Source organism: Paraglaciecola sp. 2405UD69-4 (assembly GCF_047525415.1).
Classification (GTDB): Bacteria; Pseudomonadota; Gammaproteobacteria; order Enterobacterales; family Alteromonadaceae; genus Paraglaciecola.
On the sequence record NZ_JBLIXM010000002.1, the window covers coordinates 455870 to 481366 of the forward strand.

Consider the following 25497-nt stretch of genomic DNA (forward strand, 5'->3'; position numbering starts at 1 on the left):
CACTAAACCTTGTCTAGTAGCTTAGCCACTTTAGGCTTAGCACTTTTCTTTAATAGCACGCCCACTAACAAAATAGTCATTGAGCAAGCCACGAAGATACCTCTGCCCCAGATGGGATTAGGAATGAAAGCCATCACGCTTATCCCTAGTCCCATAAACACCACCATTGAGCCAAGTTTGTCTCTTTGTTGTCTATCGTAATCATCTTGCTCACTATCAGCTATAACAGGGGTTTCTAGATCTTTAAAAAATGCATCTGTTTGTTGTTTGTATTGGTCTTTTTCTTCTTTGTAAAACAAGCTTGTTAAGCAGAAGAAGCCTGCGGTGATCACTAAATGAGAGCCTATGGTTAATATCAAATTCATATCCGATGCTTCCCTTCGTGTAAATTCATCTAGCCCAACTAGGCTTGCAAATACATCTGCGGTAAATACATCTCTTACTAACCAAGATACCAAAAGGCCAAGTACGACTGTCACCCAAGGAGCCCAACTTGGAGTTTTCTTTATAAATAATCCAAAGATTAACGGCACTAAAATAGGAACTTGGATCATTACCGAAAAAGACATCATTAAATCAAATAGGCTTAATTCTTTTAATGATTTGAAAAAAAAAGCCATTACTATAACCAGTAAACCACTGATAAAGCTCAATAGTTTTCCCATATTTAAGAGATGTTTATCATCAACAGTTTTATTTCTTTTTGCTAAAAAAGGTTGGTAAATACTACGAATAAAAATCCCTGAGTTTTTATTTAACGCAGAGTCCATGGATGACATAGATGCAGCGAATAATGCAGCTAATAACAAGCCAACAGTACCGATTGGCATGGCATTTCTGGCAAACACCAAATACACAGCATCTGCAGCCTTACTTCCTAGCTCAGTGTAAGAAGCAGCGGCGTCTGGATATAAGATTGCAGAGGCCCATGGTGGAACAAACCAAATGATGCTGCCCACACCCATTAATACCATAGCAAGTAAAGATGCCTTTTTAGCATTGTCTGAGTCTTTGGCGTTTAAAAAACGAAATGAGTCATTTAAATTCATTATGGTGATGAGTTGTTTGGCAAGGAAGAATATAAAGGTTCCCACTAACAATAAACCATAATTCATATCTGGTCCCATTACAAAACCCGAAGGAAAGTTTGTTACCAGCTCAACAGGCCCGCCCACCATAATCAAGGCGACAATGGCACAGGCGATAGATACCACAGCTACCACTAAGGTTTGCACAAAGTCCGATGCCACCACTCCCCATGCACCAGAAAGCACAGAAATAAATAGCACAGCCAAACCTGTGGCAATGATTGTGATATTAATATCAGCTTCAAATACTGCACTTGTGAAAACACCAAGTGCATTTAACCAAATACCGGCATTTAAAAAGCTAAATACAATTAACGCACAGGAAAAAAACAATTCATTTTGATGGCCAAAACGCCGTTTAATACCCTCTGTGGGCGTATCCACCCGCATTTGCCGAAAGCGATAGGAAAAATATGCCCATCCACAAAAATAAGCAAAAGTATTTGCAAAAAATACCAAGCTTACGGCAAAACCATCGGTAAAAGCTTTGCCGGCCGCACCTGTAAATGTCCAAGCAGAAAACTGAGACATGAAAGCTGTTGAGCCAACCATCCACCACAGCATTCTCCCTCCGCCACGGAAATAGTCACTAGTGGACTTGGCAGCCATTTTTTTGAAGGTAAAACCTATACCCACTACCAAAAGGAAGTAACCCGCTATTACTGCGTAATCATAGACCATGTTAGCAACCCTTTATTAGATTTTAGTGACGTCTACCCAAGTATCGCAGGTGCGAATGAGATCAATAAGCTGTTGATATTGAGCACCTTCTTTAAAGGTTTGATAGGGGGCAACGGCTTCGCCTTGTATATCTTTAACTAATTCACGGATAAGATATTGCCAATTTCTCTCTGTATCCCCTTTGATATCGGGTACATCTTCTTTAATCTCAGTTGGTAGAGGGGTTTCTTGCCACTTTTTATCTTCACCGTATAAATATAAAGGCCCTGCTCCGTAGTGCCCTTTGATGTAAATAGCCCCTTTTGAGCCGTAAAAAGCTAAATGATCTTCATTAAACCTTGGATGTAAGCCACCATGTTTGAACATCACAGATACTGGCTTGTTAGCAAACTCACTCTCTAACTTTGCCAATACGTTATAAGACCACTCAACATTAGACTCTCCCCACTTTAATGAAGCATCATTTAAGTCTTTTGGTATAAAATCACGACGAGTCTTAAAATTGTGAACCCCTTCAACAATAGGTGCTTTGCCTAGGTCATCGCGCACTTCTCCCATGATCGCTAGGATTTTTTCACCTATTACCGATGTCACAATAGACATCATATGAGTGAAATTATTATTTAAGCGACCACCGCCATCTTCTTTACGGTGAGACCAACCAAAGGGAATATCTCTTTCGAGGTTAAAATGAGAGATACACTCAACTTCTAAAGGTTCACCTATGGCTCCTTCAGCGACTAGCTTTTTAGCATGCATGATTTCAGGCATATAACGGAAGCTAGACGCAAACGCTGTTTTAATGCCTTTCGCTTTCGCTAACTCATACAACTCTTTAGCGCTTTCACCACAAGCGGTTAATGGCTTGTCACTAAATATATGACAACCAAATGCAATTGCTTGCTTGATTGGCTCTACATGGGCTCCACCAGGTGTGGCTATAGACACCACATCCGGTTTGCAATCGTTAAGCGCCTGTTGCCAATTAGTCCCTGCATAAGGGATATTCATATCAGTGGCTACCTGTTTTACTACGCTTTCTGTACGGCCTACTATCCCCACTACTTCAGCACCAACATTTCTAAACGCATCTGCGTGGCCCTGACCGGCAAAACCTGTACCGCATACTAAAACTTTAATTTGTTTCTTCATCTTTTATCCTTTACTTTTTAAAGAATGATTAAATTGTTGTTACTTTACTGATTACCAGTTCCATACCGTACCGTCTTCAAGGCGGCTAACTGGCAAGTAAGAGCGTTTATAGGGATATTGACTGGCAGCTTCCTCATCAAATTCAATGCCTAAGCCTGGCGCTTCACTCATAAAGGCCATTCCATCATTTACCGTAAAATCATGTTTAAAGACTTGCTTTGATTGCTCATTACCAAATCCAACAAACTCTTGAATCCCAAAGTTAGGGGTCCAAATATTCAAATGCATATGGGCCGCAAAACAAACTGGAGACAAATCTGGTGCGCCATGGGGGGCAGTTTTCACGTTGTAAATACTCGCAAAGTCGGCGATACGCCTTAAGGCAGTAATTCCACCGGCATGGGTTGCAGCAGTGCGAATATAATCAATAAGTTGGTTTTGAATTAAGTCTTTGCAATCCCAAATGGTGTTGTAGGTCTCACCAATTGCTAAAGGGATCGCTGTGTGTTGTCTAATGACTTTGTAGTTATCTTGGTTTTCAGCAACTGAGGCATCCTCCAAAAACAGCAAATTGTACTTCTCAAGCATTTTACCTAGTTTTGCTGACTCTATAGGTGTTAGACGACTGTGCACATCATGGACCAGATCCACTGTGTACCCAAATCGCTTTCTGGCTTGTTCAAATAACTCAACGATAATATTGAAGTACTTTTGGGTAGACCACTCTTCTTCCGGCGGTAATGGCCTGTTGCCTTGTAACTCAAAATAGTCCTTTTTATCACCTAAAACACCATAGGTAACTTTTAAACCGGGAATTGCTGATTGTAACCGTATGGTTTTAAAACCTTGGTCAATTAATAGCTGCGCTTTATCCAAGGTATCATCTATGTTTTCACCATTGGCATGGGCATATAAAGAAACACCTCTACGGCTTTTTCCACCTAATAATTGATACACAGGTAAGTTGGCAGCTTTCCCCTTGATATCCCAAAGAGCCATATCTATTGCAGCGATAGCAGCCATAGTAATTGGCCCTTTACGCCAGTAAGCCCCTTTATATAAATACTGCCATATATCTTCGATATCATGGGGGTTACGCCCTATCAGGCAAGGTGCTACATGCTCTTCTAAATAGGCAACAACAGACATTTCTCGACCATTTACGGTAGCATCTCCTAGCCCATAAATCCCTTCCTCGGTTATGACTTTAACCGTGACAAAGTTTCTTCCTGGACAAGAAACAAATACTTTGACGTCTTTAATTTTCAATTGCTGGCCCCTGCTATTCATTTATATAAATGGGTTTACTAAACCGGTTTAGTTGAATAATTTAGCATAATATTGCAATATGTCAATAAGATGTTAATTACCAAACAATGTTCGAAATTCCATGTCAAAAATAAAACTAATCGATGTCGCAAATTTAGCGGGCGTATCTAAAAGTACCGCTTCACAATATTTAAATGGTCGATTCGAATATATGTCACAAAAAACCAAAGACCGAATTAGTGAAGCAATTAAAGAGCTAGATTATGTACCCAACCCTATCGCCAGAAGTTTAAAATCAGATAAAACTAAAACCATAGGGGTGGTTGTACGAGATATCACTGGCTTTGATACTAGCCGAGTTATCAGGGGTATTGATGACTTTTGTAAGTCTGGAGAATATAACGTGTTGATTTATAACACCGATTTTGACCCAGAGGTTGAGGCAAGATCTATTCAAGCACTACATCAACTTCGAGTTGACGGCCTCATCATTGCATCTTCAGGTAACAACACATCATTAATTAGAGATTATCAAAATAAAGGCTTACCTATAGTCCAGTTTCAACTTGAACACGACCATACTGACAAGAGTATTGTCATTTCTGATTATAAAACTGCTGCTTATGAAGCCACTGACTACCTAATCAAATTAGGGCACAACCGGATTTGTTTTGTCACTCAAAATTTTGAAAGTGTTAAGTCTAGAAGTGAACGCTTTCAAGGCTATGTTGCCGCACTAGACAAACATAACATTCCTCTCGATGAGAGCTTAATTGAATATTGGCGGCGTGGCACAGGTTTAGTCAATTCGATTACCAATATCATTAATGTTTCTAAGCCACCTACAGCGTTATTTTCACAGCATTTAGCGATAACAACTGATTTGTTAAGTGAATTGGCGAATGCCAATATTAATATCCCCGATGATATATCCCTAGTGGGCTTTGATGAGTTACCTATGGCTAAATTTTTTAAAGTTCCAGTTACAGTGGTAAAGCAAGACCCTTATAAAATAGGTACAGAAACTGCTAAATTACTATTGGAACATATAAAGGATACTAGCCTTTCCCCAAAGAAAATTTTGGTGCCATGTAAACTTGTAGAGCGACATTCTTGTAGAAATTTAAAAAGGGGTTAGCAAAAAAGTACTGAAAATTTCCTAGACTAACGATCCTTATAAAGGACCATTGCGTTAGTGTTTAGGATGCTTTAACGTAATGGTGATATATGGAATAACATTGTATATTTCGACCGAACAAATGGAGTGTACATCTTGGCAAAGCGCTACCTAATTAGTTTTATATTCATACTAGCCACTGGGGTTTGCTGGGGACAGGACTCAAATCAAGCACTATTAGACAAAGCTTACGAAATCAGAAACCAAGATAGAGAAGAATATAACCGCTTACTTGCTGTACTAGAGTTAAAAGACCTAACAACTTTAGAGCAAGACTTTTTAACTTACCTTCAAGCCCGAAAAGCATTAATTTCTGGTGATGATAAAAAAGCAATTGCGTTAGCCGAGCAGTCTGCACGTAGCAATGATGTGAGAATATCTATTATTTCATCGCAGCTTTTATCGAATATCTACAATTTAAATTTCGAATTAGAACAAGCATTTAACTATATTTTTTATGCCCTAGCTTTATCAAAAGATTACGATGACTTAGAGGTTGTAGCTACAGTATATGCAGGGGCAGCAAACCTTTATGCAGAAATAGAAGACTATAACACTGCCACTGAGTTTGCCGAAAAAACATTAGCGACATCCAACACTCCCACTCAACAGTGCTTTATATATGCAACTGTAGGTTCAGGTAATCGGCAAATTAATGAAGAAGTGCTAGAAAAAGGAATTGAAGCCTGCACCCAAGCGAATCAAAATCTATTTATCTACCTTTTGTATTTGAATCATGCAGAATATTTATTAGAAAACGAAGATCCCCAGCTTGCTTATCAATTCATTAAGGAGCATTTTGAAAAAATTGAATCCAGCGGCTTCGAAAGTTATACCTATGCAGCACGTATGCTAATTGGAAGATCAGCAAGACGAGCTGGTTATCTAGATGAAGCCGAAAAGGAATTAATGCAATGCTTAAAATCTAGCGAAGACGACGACAGTGTCCAAGTTTCGCTACGAGAGCTAGGGCTTATTTATCTCGCTCGAGAAGAATTCGAAAAAGCTGCCAATTACTTCAGCCGTTTAGACAGGGTTTCAACACGGGTAACAGATAACAAATTAAAAAATCAATTAGCCTATCAAGCAGCTAAATTTAAAAGTTTAGATAGACAACACCAAATAGGTAATTTGATTCGTACAAATGAACTCAATGAGCTCAGGGCAAGCCTAGACGATAACAAAATTAAACTTTTAGCTATCTCTATTGTGTTGATCACCCTACTTGCCATCATTTCTACCATTATCATTTATAAGCAATTAGTGCGCTTTAGGCAGGAATCATTTAGGGACGGATTAACAAATATAGGTAACCGCCGTTGGTTTGATCAACACATAAAACAGCTCTCTACTACTCATAAGATTAATCAAATCTATTGCTTAGTGGTGTTTGATTTAGACAACTTTAAAACCATTAACGACAAATATGGGCATGCAGTCGGTGACGTCGTTTTAAAAAGAGTATGCGACGTAGTAAAAAATCAGATCCGCAATAGCGACCCTTTCGCTAGAATTGGCGGCGAAGAATTTGCGCTCATATTAGAAAATGCCACTGAAGACGATGTAATAACTAGGATAGAAAAATGCAGAACGGCCATAGAAAACATCCAATTTAAAGGTGAAATAAGTGAGCTTAAAATATCCGCAAGCTTTGGTATTTGCTTTAATTTTCAAGCAGACAATAATGTTGACATCATGTTTAAACTAGCAGACGAAGCTATGTACCAAAGCAAGCAAAATGGGCGTAATCAAGTAACTATTTACGACCCCACTATTTCTGCCCTCAAACCTTAAACATCAGGTTTGATAAATAGTAGAGATTCACTTTTTACCACCATTAGAATCACCTTAACCCATATAAACCTAACAATAACCATATGAAAGGACACTTAAATGAAAAAAGTATTGATAATTATTGCTCTGATAGCATGTATAGCTGCGGCTGGAGTTTGGTACCTAATAAGCGGCGCTGGAGGCATAATTAAGGCCCAGATAGAAGAACAAGGTAGTAAGTACCTAGATACCAAAGTGACAGTGTTTAATGTCGAGCTTGTACTCTCTGAAGGACGTATGACAATTACTGATTTAGACGTTGAAAACCCGGAAGGCTTTAGTGACGAAGATGCTTTTAGTATAGAGACTATCACACTTGATCTTGGGACAGTTACCAGCGAACCATACACAGTACAGACTGTTACTATCAAGGCTCCAGAAATGCTATACGAAATGGATGCGTCAGGTAAAGGTAACTTAATTTTACTTAAAGATAATATTCAAAAAAGTTTACCCACTTCAAGCAGTGAACCCAGCACCAGTGACTCAGCGTCGCCACTTGTCATCGTTGAAAACGTCACTGTTAGCGACCTTAAGTTAAAACTTAATTTTGAGAAAGTAGATATGGGGGATTTAACCCCTGAACAAAAAACATACGAAATCACCTTACCTACTTTTAACGCCGGTTCTATCGGAAAACCCAATGGAATACCAGCTGATCAAGTTGGCCTAGCAATCGCTGATGCAATGCTTGATAACGTGATCGCAAAAGCTAAAAAAGAAGCAAAAGATGCTTTAAAAGACCAAGCAAAAGACAAGCTTTTGGAAAAAGCCAGTGACAAACTAAAGGGTTTATTTAACTAAAGGCATATTAATTTGCAGCTTAGCCAACCAAAACGACTAAGCTGCATTTATTTTCTAATACGACACAAGTTATACTTTTCAACATAGTTAATTTTTCATTATTCACTGAAAGTCTTTTACCTTACCCTCAAGAAGAACAACTATAATGGGATACCCCTCCAGCATCGAAAAACCTTTGTGGCTTTAAAGCATAGTATTTCGTTTCTATATCGGTGCCTTTCTCTTCATAAGGCTGAGTCAAGACTTGCTGCAACTCGTGAATCAGTGAAAAGTCACCTTGACTAGCTCCTTGATATGCAGGCACAACTAACCATTCACGCCAAGTATATTTAGGGTTTACCTGTTGCATTGCCTGTGACTTTTGTTGGTTATCACTACCCACATTGAGTAAACCACGCCAATTTTGTAGCCAGGTGTTCCATTGCTCAGACAAGGCACTAGTCAAAGGGCCATAAAAACTTGTGGTTAATGTCTCTAGATCCTCTGGAATTTTGGATAATTCGCGGAAGAAAATGGTGTAATCCACAAAAGTCTGCTTCATCAAACTCAAGAGCTCTCTAAACAATTCAGCGTCAAATGAATCTAGACCAAGCTTAGATGCCCACATTTTTTGCATTTTATCTTCCATTATTACATCAAACTCAAGATTGATTTGCTTAAGTATTTCTAGTCCATTAGGCATTGATACCAGCAAGGGCTCTAAGGCTTTACAGAACATGTCAAAGTTAGTTTTAGCTGCCGCCCCTTGATTAAAAAATGAGAAATGTTGGCCACCGCCTGTCCAAGGTTGATAGTAAGGTTCAAAGCACTCTACAAAACCAAAAGGACCATAATCCAATGTATATCCACCACAGGCACAATTGTCACTGTTAAAATTTCCCTGACAATATCCTACACGCATCCAATGACATATTAGGCTAGTTAATCGCTCTCTAAATCCTGTAGCTAGTTGCAAGACTTGTTCTTCGAAGGGCAACGTTTGATTAACCTCTTGTGCATATTCACGCTGTATTAGATGGCTAACAATCATACTTAACTCTTCTAAGGCTTCAGTGTGTGTGTCAAAGCGTACTCGCCGTGCAAACAGTTCTAGTTGCCCAACACGCAAAAATGAAGGTGCCACGCGGGTAGAGATAGCAACAGGATTAGATCCATTGATGTCAGGGTTACTTGCATAGGACCCTTCTGAATACCAAGGCCTGTTCACATGCTCTGATTGTGAAACATACAAACACAATGAGCGTGATGTAGGCACACCTAATCCATGCATATGTTCCTGGGCCAAAAACTCTCTGATACTAGAGCGCAATACCGCTCTACCATCGCCACCACGACAATAAGGTGTTGGTCCCGCTCCTTTTAGTTGCATTTCCCAGCGATTCCCACCAATAACCCCTTCAAGCACCGAGATAGCACGACCATCACCATAACCGTTACCCGTTCTAAATGGACATTGTTGAATACATTCAGTGCCGTAAATTGATAGGGCGTAACCTGTAGCCCACCCCACTCTTCGCATAGGCTCAGGAGCATGTGAAATATCCCCCGAAAACAATTTCACAAAGTCTTGGTTAGTCACCAATGAATTATCCAAACCTAACTCATCAAAAAAAGTTTGGCTGTGAATCACATACTGAGGATCAGCAATTGGGGTGGGTTTAACTGGTACGTAATGACCAGAAAATACTTGTCTTGGCCTATAATCATCACCAGTTTCAGTGGCATCTGGATCACATTTCAGAGTATCCATTAATGAATAATCCGTTAGTTTTGCCAACTCCTCTACACTAGTTATGATGTTAGGTACATTACTATCTTGCTGGGTAGCCATGCTGTTAGATAAGCCTTATTTCTAATTTTATTTTTAAAAAACCTAGGTTTAACCTAGAGTCTGGTGCATACCTAAATTAACTCTGCAACATAGGGTTTGTACTTATTAATTTCATCCAGAGACAGACCTTTAAGTTCATAGGGGAACACCAACCAATTTTCTGTTTCATGTAAGCAAAAGTCTGGTGTTAAATCAGTACGCTGATAACTTGGGCGCCTGAATAAAGCTGCGACTTTTACCTGTTTAGGGAAGTTACGTTTTAGTTGCCGCTTTAGCCTTTGAACTGTAGCTTCGATACTATTACCAGAGCTAAATACATCATCTACTATTAACAATGAATCTTCTTCATTTAAGTTTTCTATTAGATATTGGGTACCGTGAACACGAATGTTACTAGGATCTTCTAACATAGACTCATAACTCGGCAAGCCTCTATAGGATGTACGAATAGAGATATGATCTGTCTCTACCCCGAGCGTTTGCAAACACTCCTGAACATAAATACCTACTGCACTGCCACCACGCCAAAGCCCAACAATAAAAGTCGGACGATATCCCTGTTCAAATATTTGAACACCCAATCGGAACGAGTCCTCAATTAAGGTATTCTCATCAAGAAAAACTTTTTTCATAGTGTTATCAACTTTCTTGTTGCCGCCGTTGATCATATTATACGGCGTATATTGTATTTATTTCGACTCATTATAAGACTGTCATGGAAAAAACTTATTTAACAGGCGAACAATTACTCGCAGACTCATTTAAGCTTGCTAAGCAGGTTTTTGACAGTGGCTACCGACCAAGCTTTATTATCGCAGTTTGGCGAGGTGGTGTGCCAATTGGTATCGCGGTACAAGAATTTTTAAGCTACCACGGTATAGAAACGGACAACATAGCCATACGTACCTCATCTTATGCCCCAGATATTGACAAACAAGCTCGAGAAGTAAAGGTTCATGACCTGAACTACTTAATTAAAAACGTACAAGACACAGATAGACTGCTGATTGTTGATGACGTTTTTGATACGGGGCGTTCAATCGAAGCTATTATCAAAAACCTCGAAGAAAAAACACGTTTAAATATGCCCAAAGACATTCGCGTGGCTGTACCTTTTTACAAGCCTACGCGCCGTGAAGTAGACCGCATCCCGGACTATTACATACATGAAACCACTGCATGGTTAAAGTATCCTCACTCGTTAGAGGGGCTAACAAAAGAAGAAATGGCGCAGCACCGTCCTGCTCTATACGACATAATAAAAGACCACCTACCTAAACCTTGAATGCGTGGCAATGTAGTAGCCACTGCCCCCAAAGCTTACACCCTGTGAAAATCTTGGCACGGGGCGTTAAGTATGGGACAACACTCAGTGTGGTTTCTAAAATTTGTTGGCAAGGCTAGTCGTGACTAACGGGTACTATGTGAGTAGATTTAATCTCTTCCATCACCACATAGGTAAATGTTTGCGTCACACCTTTTATATCTGCAAACTTTCCACCTAAAAATTTTCTATAGGTTTCCATATCCTGAACACGAATTTTCAGTAAGTAGTCAAACCCTCCCGCCACCAATGAGCACTCTATTACCTCTTCTAACTGCCGTACCTGCTGGTTGAATTGATTGAGAGCATGAGTGCTAGAGTTTTCAACTGAAACTTGCATATAGGCTGTTAATTTAGCATTAAGTTTTTTGGCATTTAAATGGGCAACATATTTATCTATATATCCATTTTTTTCTAAGCGTTTGACCCTTTCTAAACAAGGGGTTGGACTTAGATTAACCTTATTCGCCAATTCTACATTTGATATGCGGCAATTATTTTGCAGCATATCAAGTATCTTATGGTCTATACGATCAAGCTCCATTGAATATTTTTTCATATTAACTTTCTTTTAAATTTAACAACATGGCGTTACCGCCAGTGGCAACGATATTGTTAGTTTTAGTTTTTTCGATAGCATAGGGCAATAAAGCAAACTGACTTAGTACATGATTAATAACAGGAACAATCGCTCCAGATCTTGTTGCTAAGACAGGCCACAAGCCCTCCGCTTGATTACATGCGACTAGTGCAATACTGTCGTGTTGTAACCAGTTAACTAAGTCCGCTGGCGAGTTGGCCACATGTAATATTTCAAAGGGCAATATGCTGTGTATTAGGGTGACTAAGTTTGCTACTTGTTCATGGCTTGCCTGATCTCGCCCAATAACAACTGCAGCATTACCAGCAACTAAGCTACTAACTAGTTGCAATACAGTGTGACCGTTTGCCATAGACTCTGCATCCGCTATTACTAGGGCAACCCCTCTGGCATGTAAACTTAATTCGTTTATTTCACCGGTAGGCCCGGGTAATTCAGTCATTTGGCCAAATAAGGTATGTGCTTGACTTAGCCGACTTTGACAAATGGCAATATTAGCCTTTTCTACTCGCCCTTTTTCCCTAAAAATATCTATTATCTTTGTGAGATATTCACATCGTTTTGCAACAGCCATGAGATCCCACTTTTGTTGTAACCCTGTTACAGCACTAAGATAACTTTGGCTTTGTTTTGGTAATGACTGTGAACTCTCAGCAGTTAAAAGTTGGTTTCCACCAATATCAATACTCTGCCATAATGCAGTAAAACGAAGTAAATAATGGGGCCCGCCAGCTTTAAAGCCTGTCCCAGATAAACCATGTCCACCAAATGGATTAACCCCTACTACAGCACCGACTATGTTACGATTTATGTAGGTATTGCCCACCTTAGTTTGCGCAAACACCTCATCAGCAAACTGCTTAATTCGACTGTGTACCCCCAAAGTAAGCCCATAACCTGTGTTATTCACGTCTTCTATAACTTGCTTGATATTCGCGGCTTTGTAGCGAATAACATGTAATATTGGCCCAAAGACTTCACGTTTAAGTTGGCTTATGTGCTGTATCTCAAATACTTGAGGCGCGATAAACGCTCCATTTGTGCAATCTTCACTTAAAGCAGCTTGAGTGATTAACCTTGCTTCTTTTTGCATTTTCTCATTATGATCTTGCAGAGTTTGAAGCGCTTTTGTATCAATTACAGGACCTAAATCACTACTAAGCTTCCAAGGGTAACCTACCTTTAAGGTTGCTATTGCTCCTTCGAGCATACTCAACATATTATCCGCTATATCCTCTTGTAAATATAAAACCCTCAGAGCTGAACACCTTTGCCCTGCGCTTAAAAATGCAGATTGAATGACACTGTCTACCACTTGTTCTGGTAACGCAGTTGAGTCAACTATCATTACATTTTGGCCACCGGTTTCTGCAATAAATGGCGGCATACTGGTGCCTCTTTTTACAAGATCAGCTTGAATGCGTTTTGCTGTTTCTGTTGAACCAGTAAAGGCAACACCGGATACAAGCGGACTGGCTAATAGCTTAGGACCAATATCAGCACCTGTGCCCGTTAACAACTGTAGAACTTCAACGGGTACGCCGGCTTGATGTAACAGCTCTACTGCAAATGTAGCGACTAGTGGGGTTTGTTCAGCCGGCTTTGCAATAACACTATTACCGGTAACCAAAGCTGCAACTACTTGACCGATAAAGATAGCTAAAGGAAAATTCCAAGGGCTAATACATACAAACACACCTTTACCTTCGCCTAAACCTATATGACTGCCATGTGTAGATTTCAGTAATCTTGCCTGCAAAGCGTAGTATCGACAAAAATCTACGGCTTCACGTACCTCAGATATCCCATCACCCAAAGTTCTGCCGGCTTCATAACTAATTAGAGTCGTGAGTGTATGTGTATACTTTTCTAATAAATCTGCTGTTTTATCTAAACAACTAGCCCTATGTTCAAGGCTTAACCCTACCCAGCCCTCTTGGGCTTTTGCGGCACTTTCTAATGCCGTAGCTATGTCTTCTGCGCTAGCATCTGTGCACTGACCTACCTTTAAATTGTAATCTGCAGGTGAAAAGATACTGTAACTAGGCTCTGTCCTTTTAACACCGTTAACAATTGGACCCGCACACCAATTTTGTTGTAATGCAGTGCGTAAGTGCTCTTGTAAATCAGAGAATACCAGTGGGTCATCTAAATCAAGGCCTGTGGAGTTATCCCTATGCTCGCCATGATCAACAAACAAGTCTTTAGACACGGGAATTTGGGTGTTGCGGTTACCCGGCATTTTTTCAATCAACGCTTCTACACCTTGTACCAAGTTTTTAGCTGGGACCTTGCCATCCAAAAACTGGTTCACAAAAGATCCATTTGCACCGTTTTCTAATAAGCGTCTTACCAAATAGGGTAAAAGATCCTTGTGAACGCCAACAGGAGCATACACCCTCAAAGGTAAGTCAATTCCAGTAGACTTAGCCACTTGAGCATATAGCAGCTCTCCCATACCATGAAGCCTTTGAAACTCAAAATCAGTTAGTCCTTTAGTTCCTGCAAGCTGCATTATTAGTGTCATCGTATAGGCATTGTGGGTGGCGAATTGAGGATAAATATATTGCTTATTTGCCAGTAATTTACCTGCACAAACCTGATAACTGAGATCGGTATTCACTTTTCGAGTAAATACAGGAAATTCATCAAACCCCATTTCTTGGGCATGTTTTATTTCAGCATCCCAATAGGCACCTTTAACTAAGCGCACCATTAGCTTTCTTTCTGTTAATTTCGCAAGTTCTACTAACCAATCAACTACATACAGAGCTCTTTTTTGATAGGCTTGTAACACAAACCCTAAACCATCCCATCCTTGCAACTCAGGGGCAAACGCTAAACCTTGAAACACATCTAGTTCTATATCTAATCGGGCAGCTTCTTCTGCATCTATGGTGAAACTAATACCTAACTCTTTGGCGCGGATAGCCAGTTTCAATACACTGGGTAATAACTCTTTTAACACTAATTCTTGATGACTAAATTCGTATCTAGGGTGCAATGCACTTAATTTAACTGAGATACCATCTGCCCCATAAATATCGGCTTCTTTATTTTTGGCGCCAATACGTTCAATAGCGTGTAGATATGACTTATAGTACTTTTCGGCATCTTGGTAGGTTCTAGCCCCCTCGCCTAACATATCAAAGGAAAAACGTGTCCCTTTTGGGTTGCCTTTACGTCCTCTTTTAGCTGCTTCGTCTATATCTCTGCCAAGGACATATTGTTGCCCCATAAATTTCATAGCCTCTAAGGTGGCGCGGCGTACAACAGGCTCACCAACTCTGCCTATAAATTTACGAAACCAACTACTCGACTCACTTGTTTGCTCAGTAGTTTTATTTAGAATTTTACGGGTTAAAGCAAGACCTGTACTGGCAGCGTTGACTAGTAACTCTTTGGAGTTACCAATATGTTTGTCCCATTCTCCCATATGAATTTTTTCAGCAATTAGCTTATCAACCGTATAGCTATCTGGCACCCGCAAAAGTGCCTCAGCCAAACACATAAGCACGACACCTTCTTGGCTTGATAAACTATACTCTTGCAAAAACACATCGAATAAACCTTGATTGTCTGGATCAGCTCGACATTCTTCTACAAACTTCAAAGCAGTTGCTTCAACTTGTGCTTGGGATTTAGGATCAAGGGGATTCTGCAATAGCAAGTTTTCTACGCTTTGTTCTTCCTCTGTCACGACATTTTGACGAACGGTTTGTCTAATACTGGCTAATCTTGTTGTGGTATCTGTTGCGTTTTGCATGGGCGTTACTCTGCAAGGGTTAAATAAATCCATGGTTTGAATGCCGATATTTTAGACACGAATAAATTTATATGACTCCAAAAATAGCATTAAAACAAGTTTTTATTCTATTTTTTTAATAACACTCAAGATAATTCACTACAAAATCACATTTAGATTATTATCTGTATTTTCAACATGCCAAAGTAGTAAGTATGTATTTCAGTTAAAAGTAAGTATTACATAATCAGAGAATTGAGATACTTAACGACTGTAAACAGCCCCAAAAGTTAAACATTGCGACATATGTTAATAACCGAGAGTCTAAAAAACCTAAGGTGGTTATAGCTTTCGTTAAAAGTACAAGTACAGACCCATGGCTACTTGTAAGTCTTTTCGCATTTTTCTACTTGCTCTAAGACTGCTAATTTAAAAACGAGGGAATGATCACATTGAGTAGGTTTAGTTGTTGATTGCATTACACTCTCCCAATTAAATTTGAAATGAGTCAACACAATTAAGGATGGGTCAAGCTCAATAAAAAAGCCGCTAAAAAGCGGCTTTTTTATTAATAAACAATTTACTTAGTGGGTTAAATCATCAAAGAACTTTTTAACACCATCAAAGAAACCACTTTCTTTCGGGCGGTTTTTAGCGACATCTTTGCCTGTGCCCATAGACTCTTCTAATTCGTTGAGTAGCTCTTTTTGACGAGAACTTAAGTTTACCGGGGTTTCGATAACCACTTTACAAATTAGATCACCTACACTGCCACTGCGTACTGATTTAACGCCTTTGCCCCGTAAGCGGAACATTTTACCGGTTTGGGTTTCAGCTGTGACTTTAAGTTTTACTTTGCCTTCCAAGGTAGGAACTTCAATTTCTCCACCAAGGGCTGCCCGTGTAAAGCTTAAAGGGACTTCACAGTATAAATTATTACCTTCGCGGCTAAATATCTTGTGTTCACGAACATGAACTTGCACATATAAGTCACCTGGTGGTGCGCCTGTCTCTCCGGCTTCGCCTTCACCTGTTAAGCGAATTCTGTCACCTGTATCCACTCCAGCGGGCACTTTAACAGATAAGGTCTTAGTTTTTTGAACTCTACCTTCACCATGACATGCATTACAGGGATCTGAAATAATTTGCCCTTTTCCTGAACACGTTGGACAGGTTTGCTGTACGGCAAAAAAGCCTTGGCGCATTTGAACTTGGCCCTGACCATGACAGGTAGGACAAGTAGTAGGTTTAGAGCCTTTTTTAGCGCCTGAACCATCACAAACTTCACAGCCTACTAAAGTAGGAACACGGATTTCAACACTTTTACCTTTCACCGCTTCTTCTAAAGAAAGCTCTAGGTTATAGCGTAGGTCTGACCCTTGACGAGCTCGAGATTGACGTCCACCGCCCCCTCTTCCGCCGCCAAAAATATCACCAAAAACGTCACCAAAAATGTCACCAAAGTCGCCACCTTGAGCACCGCCACCACGATTTGGATCAACACCAGCATGACCATATTGATCGTAGGCTGCACGTTTTTGCGAATCAGTCAGCATTTCGTGTGCTTCTTGCACTTCTTTAAATTTTTCTTCCATTGCTTTATCGCCCTGGGTTCTATCAGGGTGATACTTCATGGCTAGACGTTTGTACGCCTTTTTTATTTCGCGTTCGGTGGCACTTTTGCTCACACCTAACACTTCATAATAATCTCGCTTCGACATCTCGATTCGGTATCCTGCGGTCTATGTAAGTGCACAAATTAGCTAAAACACTAACTTGTATGACTCCAACTTTTGATAATTCTTAAAACAAACAAGGCGCAAGCAATGTTACTTGCTGCGCCGAGTTAATCTGCCGAGTGAACTCGGCAGTCAGTATGTCTAACAACAATTACTTTTTGTCGTCTTCTTTAACTTCTTCAAACTCAGCATCAACTACATCATCATCTTTTGATGCGGCACCGGCATCTGTTGCTTCAGGGCCTGCATCAGCGCCTTCTGCAGCAGCTTTAGCTTGTGCTACTTCCATCAATTTTGCTGAAGCTTGAATTAGCTCTTGAGTTTTAGCATCGATGGCTTCTTTATCACCTTCTTTTACTGCTTCTTCAAGGGCTACAACTGCAGCTTCAATTTGAGTTTTATCTTCTTCACTTAACGCGTCGCCAGCTTCTTCAACTTGCTTACGTGTTCCGTGGATCATGCCGTCAGCTTGGTTACGAGCTTGCACAAGTTCTTCAAATTTCGCATCCGCATCTTTGTTTGCTTCAGCGTCTTGAACCATTTGCTCTACTTCTTCCTCACTTAAGCCTGAAGAAGCTTGGATCGTAATCTTTTGCTCTTTACCTGTATCTTTATCTTTAGCAGATACATGTAAGATACCATCGGCATCGATATCAAAAGTTACTTCGATTTGCGGCGCGCCACGTTGTGCAGGGCGAATACCTTCTAGATTAAATTGACCTAGAGATTTATTGCCTTGGGCTTGCTTACGCTCACCTTGAAGCACATGAATCGTTACCGCTGACTGGTTATCTTCTGCTGTAGAGAAAGTCTGTGACTTTTTAGTAGGCACAGTGGTGTTTTTCTCAATTAGCGCAGTCATCACTCCGCCCATAGTTTCGATGCCTAGCGAAAGAGGCGTTACGTCTAGTAACAATACGTCTTTAACATCACCAGACAATACACCACCTTGAATTGCAGCACCTACGGCAACCGCTTCGTCAGGGTTAACATCTTTACGTGGCTCTTTACCGAAGAATTCAGTCACGTACTTTTGCACTAATGGCATACGAGTTTGACCACCTACTAAGATGATGTCGTTTACATCACCTACAGATAAATCTGCATCGGCTAGTGCTTGTTTAAGAGGCTCTAACGTTGCCTTAACCATAGACTCAACTAGTGACTCAAGTTTTGCACGAGTAAGCTTGATAGTAAGGTGTTTAGGACCTGACGCATCAGCTGTGATGTAAGGCAGATTAACTTCAGTCTGTTGTGAAGAAGACAACTCAATCTTAGCTTTTTCACCGGCTTCTTTTAGACGTTGCATTGCTAATGGATCTTTACGTAAATCCATGCCCGAGTCTTTCTTGAACTCTTCAACTAAGTAATTAATAACTTGGTTATCGAAATCTTCACCACCTAAGTGAGTATCACCATTTGTCGCTAATACTTCAAAGGTATGCTCGCCGTCTGCTTCGTCGATTTCGATGATAGAGATATCAAACGTACCACCACCTAAGTCATATACTGCAACAACACTGTCGCCTTTCTTTTTGTCCATGCCGTATGCAAGTGCAGCGGCAGTTGGCTCGTTAATAATACGCTTAACTTCAAGACCAGCAATACGACCAGCGTCTTTAGTAGCTTGACGTTGCGAGTCATTGAAGTACGCAGGTACAGTAATAACGGCAGCATCAACAGTTTCGCCTAAATAATCTTCGGCAGTTTTTTTCATTTTCTTCAACACTTCAGCAGAAATTTGCGGAGGTGCCATTTTTTCGCCTTTAGCTTCAACCCATGCATCACCGTTATCAGCCTTAACAATTTTAAAAGGCATGATATCAATGTCACGTTGTACTTCTTTGTCTTCAAAGCGACGCCCGATTAGACGCTTAATTGCAAACAAAGTGTTTTGTGGGTTAGTTACAGCCTGACGCTTAGCTGGTTGACCAACTAAAGTTTCGCCGTCTTGGGTGTAAGCAATAATAGAGGGAGTTGTACGATCCCCTTCTGCATTTTCTAATACTTTGGCTTTGTCGCCATCTAGTACTGCTATACATGAATTAGTAGTACCTAAATCTATTCCAATGATTCTACCCATTAGTTTTTCTCCAAAAAATTGTTCTTAAAAGCTTGTACACTTTGTGGGGTTATTATTGTGCTTTTCAACATCTTAAATAAAAAAACCTTCACAAAACTGCAATTATTTTCAGCAACTGGCCTGTGGTGAGATAAAGTTCCCACCTAAAGCACCAATTAAGCTTGAGTATCTACACCACCTTCTGGTGCTCGAGTCACCATAACCATGGCAGGTCTTAACAAGCGGCCGTTAATTTCATAACCTTTTTGCATCACTGCCATAACCGTATTAGGTGGCAACTCTGCATTTTCTTGCATTGACATGGCTTGGTGCTGTTCTGGATTGAAAGGTTGACCTTGAGGATCAATCACCGTCATTCCAAATTTTTCTATTGTGCTAACAAAAGACTTAAGCGTTAATTCAACACCATCAACAACAGGTTTAATTGCTTCATCTTCTGGATTAGCAACCTGTAGAGCACGTTCTAAATTGTCAGCTACTGGCAGTAACTCACCGGCAAATTTTTCTAATGCAAACTTACGAGCCTTATCAATTTCGCCTTGAGCACGCTTACGAGCATTATCTGCTTCGGCCATAGCACGGATAACTGAATCCTTTTGCTCTGCAACCTTAGCTTCTGCTGCTGCAACTGCAGCCTCTAACTCAACAATACGTTGTTGCTCTGGGGTTAATTCAACAACTTCTTCGTCAGACACTTGCTCAGCGGCTTGTTGCTCTGCTTCAACATTCGCTTCTACTTCTTCACCTTGCTGAGGTGTTTGTTCATTTGACATGCTTAGCTCCGTATACTGTTTTCTTTAAGCAAATTGATAACTGCACAATTAATGGGGTTATATTTACAAGCTTCAAGGCAGATAATTGATGTTTTTTTGATTTATATACAAAACAAGCAGTTGTAGAGACTATATGAGCTTAAATAGCCATAAAATAAGCAAAAATGTTTACTCGGAATTATGAGTCAAGATATCTAGTTATTTAAGCTAATTGATGGAATGACTTAAAAAATGAAAATCTGCAAAATGAATTGGATTCTGTAAGCACTAGGCTAGAAATTCTAGAAGCCATTATCACCGATAAAAACTATCAATTTAATGAACAGATATCTGAATTTAAATAAGGTAAATATGACGCAAAAACCTTTTGTAATCACAGTAACCTGCCATTACAAAAGGTGGTTAAGTTAACCGCAGCAAGCGCAATTACGTTTAGTTTTTTCCATTTTACCAATACCTGGATTGAAGGTATTGGTTGGATCTAATTTTCTATAAAATTTTTGTAACTCACTCTCTGCATCGTAAAGGTGGCCAACATTATGCTCTGCTGGATATTTTGCGCCCCGAGAATCAAGTAAAGCTAACATTTGCTTTTTAACTTGTTTAGCATCCGCTCCCTTTTTAAGCACATAGTCTTGATGAAACACATGACAAAAAAAGTGGCCATAATAAAGGCTTTTGTCTATATGCTGCGAAATGTTCTCTGGAAACTCTTCAACCCAATCAAAATCATTACGGCGAAGTGCAATATCCAGCGCTAGAATATCCCCTACCTCCTTAGACTTAATTGTTTGATAACGAATAGCCGCGCCTGCAGCTGCAAAACGATGTAAAAAGGCTCTGCTAGACTCATCATCATCACACTCAAAATAAGCACCTGAGTTAGGATTATTAGTAAAGAATGTTTTCAGATACTCTTGGGCTTCAGCAATACCTGCATCACTCATTTTAAGTATAAGATGGTGTTCATATTGCTGGTTGTACTGCAACATTCTCTTTGGCAAATGACTGGGAAACAAATGACTTATGCCTTGCATAACTCTGTCGGTTAGGTACTTTGGAACAAAAATAACCTTATTAAGCACTGCATCGATACGACCTTTAATCGCAAACATTTTAGGCAAAGAGTCAGTCCCTAGGTGCAAAATACTTAAAAAGGTATCCTTTCCATATTTATTAGCAATATCAAAACAATCTCTATGTAGATACTCCCCCACTTCAGGAAGGTTTTTAAAGTTAGATAGCATGTCTTTGCGAATTGTACTTAAGGTATGCGGATCGTTTGTACCTATATAAAAAGTTTGTTCTTTTTTCGCAACGCTAAAGGTATCTAACCTCACACCAAAGACAGCAACCTTTCCAGCACAGCCACTAGACTCATAAAGTCTTTTAGGATCTGCATTAAAACGGCTAGGCGTATCAGCATCTACATCCCGAATAAGTTCAACATAGTCTGTTGCTGACGCTTTTTTATCAGTTGCTAACTGTTTACTATCAAAATTTCCAGATTCTAGGTTTTCTAATATCTCTTCAGGCTCAGTACCTAACTCAATACCTAAATGATTAACTAGGGTTAATTCACCTTTTTCATTAACCCATGCAAATAATGATAATTCAGTGTACGCAGGGCCACGTTTTACAAGGGCCCCTCCCGAATTATTAGCCACTCCCCCCACTATAGTTGCTCCTAATGAAGAGGAGCCGATTACAGAGTGCGGTGCTCTATTTAATGGTTTAAGTGTTTTCTCTAGGGTATGTAAACTAGTGCCAGGAAAACCTAAAACTTGCTCACCTGCACCTAAAATAAATAACTTGTTCATAGCCAGTGTATTGATCACTATGACTTCACGGTCGTAATCATAACCACTAGGAGTAGAACCTTCGGTTAGGCCTGTTTTGGCCCCTTGTAGAATAATAATACAATCAGCATTAACACACGCTTGTAATGTTCTCCAAAACTCAACTAAGGTTTGTGGAAATGCAACAGCAAGGGCTGAACCTTCCCCAGAGCGCCACCCTTTTCGATAATATTCGGTACTACGTTTTCCAACTGCAATATGTTCCCCAGCTAGTATGGCCTGTAATTCATTAATAAGCGGGTGGTGCGACATAAAATACTCCTAACCTTGCCATTTAATCTACACAAAAAGGTAACTTGAATAACTCTAAACTAGATGTTTTGAACACTCTTACCTTTCGCCATAAAAGACACGTCAACTTATATTTTCGATAACGGACTGCAGCGAATCAAAATCACCACAAGACTAAACCAAGCTATGCTGCCTCATAAAGTCTAGAAGTACACCAAAGTAACTTGCCCAAATTAAGATACAATGAACTTAACAAAACTCTCTGATAATGCATTATTGCTTGTTACATTTGAGATAGCTAAAAACTGTAATTTATAAAATTGTAAAAGACTATAAATGGATATAGGTCAAAGGTTAGTTGGTTTTCGCTTAAATTTTATTTAAAAACCCTTGAAGAGAACCAAAATTCGAATTTATACACATCAAGAAATAAATGAAGCGACACTAGATTTTTTTATGGAATCTAATACAAATGAATATGTCTAGTAAAATCTTGCCGCATTCTACATAATCAGATTAAGACGTCTTGTATGGTTAATTAAATAAGTGAAAATTAATAAGGTTTGTTGCTTACTTTTTATTGTATTTAATCTTTGTTCAGCAAACTCTATTCTGGCAAAAGAGGCATTACAAAAACTTATAGTTGCAGCTGATGAGCGCTACTTTAAAATTTTTGTTCCTGAAGAATACAATCAAGATAAATCATATCCATTAGTACTTAATTTTCATGGTACAAGCAGTGACCCCTTCAGCCAAGAAGCCTTAACAGAGTTCGAGAAATCAGCTCAAAAAGAGCAATTTATAGTGGCCTCCCCTTTAGCTTTATTTACTCGAAAAAAAGGCGGACCAATTACTTGGAATGTAGATTATGAGCTTGGCCCAGATGATGTGTTATTTGCATCTAATTTAATCGAACACATTAGCAACGTATATAATATCGATGCTAGTAGAGTATATGCTGCAGGTTTCTCAGGTGGAGCCAGAATGTCTAGCAGACTAGCCTGTGACATACCTCAAAAAATTGCGGCAATAGCACCTGTCGCTGGGTTAAGGTTTCCTGATAACTGCCAGCCTAATCAAGCTATCCCTGTAATAAGCTTTCATGGTGAAAAAGACACCATAAATCACTATATACTTCAAAAAAACTCTCCTGTTTACTGGAAAATGGGAATACCTGAATCACTAGATAAATGGGTCAAAAATAATCATTGTAAACAATTCGACATAGACATTTATTCAGAAACTGTAGAAAAACACCGATATACTGGCTGTGATGCCGGTGCCGATATACTATTCTACAAATCATCAATAGCTGGTCATACTTGGCCAGGTTCATCACAAGCAGATAAATTCGTAAAATTCGGTTTAGGTATAACTGAAAAGAAATTAAATGCTACTAACTTGATTTGGAAGTTTTTTACTGAGCACCCAAAACCCAAACAGCGCTGATATATAGAATGTAACATTTTTATTGACGCTCTCTATGAGTGTCTAAAGAACTTAATTAAGGACTTAGTTTGAGCGACCCAATTATTTCATTAGTAGCAGTAGGCCTCATCTCCATTGCCTGTCAATTTTTTGCTTACAAAATTAAATTACCCGCCATTTTACCACTATTGATAACCGGTATTTTAGTCGGTCCGGTTTTTGGTTTTTTAGATGCGGACCAATTATTAGGTGACTTACTTTTCCCAATCGTTTCTCTATCGGTGGCAATTATTCTATTTGAAGGCTCTTTAACGCTTAAACTTAACGATTTGAGTGGTCATGGCACTATGGTTCGTAACCTTTGTACCATTGGAGCACTCATTACTTGGGTTGTTGCTGCTCCTGTTGCACATTATGCATTAGACATGTCTTGGGAAATGGCTTTTTTATTTGGTGCGATAGTAACTGTTACTGGGCCCACTGTTATTGTTCCTATGCTGCGTACGGTAAGACCCAGTTCAAAGATATCTAATATTTTACGCTGGGAAGGGATCATAATAGACCCAATTGGGGCTCTGTTAGCAGTATTAGTTTTTGAATACATCATTTCTACCCAAGACGCCTTAGCACACACCTTATTTGCTTTTACTAAAACAATCGCGGTAGGCACAATATTCGGTGTGCTGTCTGGTTATTTTATGGGATTAATTTTACGAAATAATTGGCTACCCCATTATCTTGTAAATACCGCCGTCTTGACCTTAATGCTTGGCGTATTTGAAGCATCGAACCTTATCGCTCATGAATCTGGGCTTTTAACCGTCACCATAATGGGAATGTGGTTAGCCAATATGAAGCGAGTTGAAGTAGAAGGTATTTTAGAGTTTAAAGAAACCCTAAGTGTGCTGTTAATTTCCGGGTTATTTATACTGTTAGCATCGCGGATTGAGCTCAATGCCATACTTAATTTAGGCTGGGGCTCGGTTGTAGTTTTATTGTTTATAATGTTTGTTGCTAGACCAATATCTGTGCTCGTTTCTTCAATTGGTAGTAAGTTTTCTTGGCAAGAATTAGCACTGTTAAGTTGGATTGCCCCGAGGGGAATAGTGGCAGCAGCAGTATCCGCATTGTTTGCATTGAAACTTGAAGCCTTAAATTATGCCCAAGTTGAATTATTGGTTCCTATGGTATTTTTGGTCATCATAATTACAGTAGTTATCCAAAGTTTAACTTCTGTGAGAGTAGCCGCTTATTTAGGACAAAGAGCCTCTGCCCCCCATGGCTTTCTAATATTTGGAGGCGGTGCTTTTTCAAGACTTTTTGCGAAGGAATTAATTAAACAACAAGTGGTTGTTAGTGTTGCTGATACAAACTGGGAGTCCATTAGTAATGCACGCATGGAAGGTATACCTACCTACTTTGGAAACCCAATGTCAGATCATGCATCTAGAAATATGGACCTTTCCATCTTTGGTAAAGTCCTCATTTTATCTCCTTATAAGCAACTCAACCCATTAATCAGCTATCACTTCGAACACCAAATTGGGAAAGGAGCTGTTTTATCATTAAATACTAATGATAAGAATAAATTAGCTAGTCATAAGGTTTCCGAGTCTCACACTAAAGAAGCAGGCTTATTCTCGGAAGACAGTACATACGGAAAACTAACTGGCTATGTTGCTAAAGGAGCGACAATCAAAACCACTCGAATGTCTGACGAATTTACTTTTGAAGATTATGAGAAAGAGTATGGCGACAGGTTACTATTATTGTGTGCAATTGAGCCCAAAGGACGGGTACATATGTATACATCATTACAAAAAGTTAAAGTGAGGTCAGACTGGCGAGTAGTAAGCTTAATAAAGTCCAATTAAAAACA

The 25497-nt window shown here is 39.5% G+C and carries 17 protein-coding genes; 6 read left to right on the forward strand and 11 right to left on the reverse strand.

Features of this window, described 5'->3' with window-relative positions; all coding sequences use genetic code 11:
* Positions 1-2: 2 nt before the first annotated feature.
* From ACMUMK_RS08510 to manD, 3 genes are read right to left on the reverse strand one after another with little or no spacing between them, the layout of a single operon-like run.
* Entirely contained in the window at positions 3-1769 is a 1767-nt protein-coding gene (locus ACMUMK_RS08510; protein ID WP_414700703.1) for a sodium:solute symporter family transporter, read from the reverse strand.
* 15 nt (positions 1770-1784) lie between these two features.
* A complete protein-coding gene (locus ACMUMK_RS08515) occupies positions 1785-2921 on the reverse strand; it encodes a Gfo/Idh/MocA family protein (RefSeq protein ID WP_414700704.1) in 1137 nt (378 codons plus the stop codon).
* Positions 2922-2972: 51 nt separating this feature from the next.
* The gene (gene manD / locus ACMUMK_RS08520; RefSeq protein ID WP_414700705.1) at positions 2973-4190 is read right to left on the reverse strand and encodes a D-mannonate dehydratase ManD; all 1218 of its coding nucleotides are present in this window, start codon (positions 4188-4190) and stop codon (positions 2973-2975) included.
* Positions 4191-4311: 121 nt separating this feature from the next.
* Here manD and ACMUMK_RS08525 point away from each other — a divergent pair, with 121 nt between their 5' ends.
* The 3 genes from ACMUMK_RS08525 (at position 4312) to ACMUMK_RS08535 (ending at position 8004) form a co-directional block, all read left to right on the forward strand.
* Entirely contained in the window at positions 4312-5328 is a 1017-nt protein-coding gene (locus tag ACMUMK_RS08525) for a LacI family DNA-binding transcriptional regulator (RefSeq protein ID WP_414700706.1), read from the forward strand.
* 135 nt (positions 5329-5463) lie between these two features.
* Positions 5464-7161, forward strand: a complete 1698-nt coding sequence (locus ACMUMK_RS08530) for a diguanylate cyclase (RefSeq protein WP_414700707.1) — start codon at positions 5464-5466, stop codon at positions 7159-7161.
* 99 nt (positions 7162-7260) lie between these two features.
* Entirely contained in the window at positions 7261-8004 is a 744-nt protein-coding gene (locus ACMUMK_RS08535; protein ID WP_414700708.1) for a hypothetical protein, read from the forward strand.
* A gap of 127 nt (positions 8005-8131) precedes the next feature.
* Here the strand turns inward: ACMUMK_RS08535 and ACMUMK_RS08540 are convergent, their stop codons facing one another.
* Both ACMUMK_RS08540 and ACMUMK_RS08545 read right to left on the reverse strand, forming a co-directional pair.
* The gene (locus tag ACMUMK_RS08540; protein WP_414700709.1) at positions 8132-9835 is read right to left on the reverse strand and encodes a protein adenylyltransferase SelO; all 1704 of its coding nucleotides are present in this window, start codon (positions 9833-9835) and stop codon (positions 8132-8134) included.
* A 71-nt stretch (positions 9836-9906) separates the two neighbouring features.
* Positions 9907-10467, reverse strand: coding sequence for a phosphoribosyltransferase (locus ACMUMK_RS08545; RefSeq protein ID WP_414700710.1), 561 nt, complete (start codon positions 10465-10467; stop codon positions 9907-9909).
* 83 nt (positions 10468-10550) lie between these two features.
* Between ACMUMK_RS08545 and ACMUMK_RS08550 the strand changes: the two genes are divergently transcribed.
* Positions 10551-11120, forward strand: a complete 570-nt coding sequence (locus ACMUMK_RS08550; RefSeq protein WP_414700711.1) for a phosphoribosyltransferase — start codon at positions 10551-10553, stop codon at positions 11118-11120.
* Positions 11121-11235: 115 nt separating this feature from the next.
* Here the strand turns inward: ACMUMK_RS08550 and ACMUMK_RS08555 are convergent, their stop codons facing one another.
* The 6 genes from ACMUMK_RS08555 to dld form a co-directional block, all read right to left on the reverse strand.
* Positions 11236-11718 carry an Lrp/AsnC ligand binding domain-containing protein gene (locus ACMUMK_RS08555; RefSeq protein WP_414700712.1) on the reverse strand — a complete coding sequence of 161 codons (483 nt, stop codon included), beginning with the start codon at positions 11716-11718 and terminating at the stop codon, positions 11236-11238.
* 1 nt (position 11719) lies between these two features.
* Positions 11720-15526 (reverse strand): bifunctional proline dehydrogenase/L-glutamate gamma-semialdehyde dehydrogenase PutA, encoded by a 3807-nt coding sequence (putA, locus tag ACMUMK_RS08560; protein WP_414700713.1) that lies wholly within the window; start codon positions 15524-15526, stop codon positions 11720-11722.
* Between the two features lie 563 nt (positions 15527-16089).
* Positions 16090-17226, reverse strand: a complete 1137-nt coding sequence (dnaJ, locus tag ACMUMK_RS08565) for a molecular chaperone DnaJ (RefSeq protein WP_414700714.1) — start codon at positions 17224-17226, stop codon at positions 16090-16092.
* A gap of 169 nt (positions 17227-17395) precedes the next feature.
* Positions 17396-19327 (reverse strand): molecular chaperone DnaK, encoded by a 1932-nt coding sequence (dnaK, locus tag ACMUMK_RS08570; RefSeq protein ID WP_414700715.1) that lies wholly within the window; start codon positions 19325-19327, stop codon positions 17396-17398.
* A gap of 155 nt (positions 19328-19482) precedes the next feature.
* Positions 19483-20100, reverse strand: coding sequence for a nucleotide exchange factor GrpE (gene grpE, locus ACMUMK_RS08575; protein WP_414700716.1), 618 nt, complete (start codon positions 20098-20100; stop codon positions 19483-19485).
* A 407-nt stretch (positions 20101-20507) separates the two neighbouring features.
* Positions 20508-22211, reverse strand: a complete 1704-nt coding sequence (gene dld / locus ACMUMK_RS08580; RefSeq protein WP_414700717.1) for a D-lactate dehydrogenase — start codon at positions 22209-22211, stop codon at positions 20508-20510.
* A gap of 525 nt (positions 22212-22736) precedes the next feature.
* On the opposite strand from dld, the gene ACMUMK_RS08585 reads away from it, so the two are divergent.
* Positions 22737-23639, forward strand: coding sequence for an alpha/beta hydrolase family esterase (locus ACMUMK_RS08585; protein ID WP_414700718.1), 903 nt, complete (start codon positions 22737-22739; stop codon positions 23637-23639).
* 68 nt (positions 23640-23707) lie between these two features.
* Positions 23708-25492: a cation:proton antiporter gene (locus ACMUMK_RS08590; protein ID WP_414700719.1), complete on the forward strand. Its 1785-nt coding sequence runs from the start codon at positions 23708-23710 to the stop codon at positions 25490-25492.
* Positions 25493-25497: the final 5 nt, after the last annotated feature.

Coding starts and splice junctions, on each gene's coding strand:
- ACMUMK_RS08510 (WP_414700703.1), bottom strand. CDS start 1,769: ATGGTCTATGATTACGCAGTAATAGCGGGTTACTTCCTTTTGGTAGTG.
- ACMUMK_RS08515 (WP_414700704.1), bottom strand. CDS start 2,921: ATGAAGAAACAAATTAAAGTTTTAGTATGCGGTACAGGTTTTGCCGGT.
- ACMUMK_RS08525 (WP_414700706.1), top strand. CDS start 4,312: ATGTCAAAAATAAAACTAATCGATGTCGCAAATTTAGCGGGCGTATCT.
- ACMUMK_RS08535 (WP_414700708.1), top strand. CDS start 7,261: ATGAAAAAAGTATTGATAATTATTGCTCTGATAGCATGTATAGCTGCG.
- ACMUMK_RS08540 (WP_414700709.1), bottom strand. CDS start 9,835: ATGGCTACCCAGCAAGATAGTAATGTACCTAACATCATAACTAGTGTA.
- ACMUMK_RS08545 (WP_414700710.1), bottom strand. CDS start 10,467: ATGAAAAAAGTTTTTCTTGATGAGAATACCTTAATTGAGGACTCGTTC.
- ACMUMK_RS08550 (WP_414700711.1), top strand. CDS start 10,551: ATGGAAAAAACTTATTTAACAGGCGAACAATTACTCGCAGACTCATTT.
- ACMUMK_RS08555 (WP_414700712.1), bottom strand. CDS start 11,718: ATGAAAAAATATTCAATGGAGCTTGATCGTATAGACCATAAGATACTT.
- putA (WP_414700713.1), bottom strand. CDS start 15,526: ATGCAAAACGCAACAGATACCACAACAAGATTAGCCAGTATTAGACAA.
- dnaJ (WP_414700714.1), bottom strand. CDS start 17,226: ATGTCGAAGCGAGATTATTATGAAGTGTTAGGTGTGAGCAAAAGTGCC.
- dnaK (WP_414700715.1), bottom strand. CDS start 19,327: ATGGGTAGAATCATTGGAATAGATTTAGGTACTACTAATTCATGTATA.
- grpE (WP_414700716.1), bottom strand. CDS start 20,100: ATGTCAAATGAACAAACACCTCAGCAAGGTGAAGAAGTAGAAGCGAAT.
- dld (WP_414700717.1), bottom strand. CDS start 22,211: ATGTCGCACCACCCGCTTATTAATGAATTACAGGCCATACTAGCTGGG.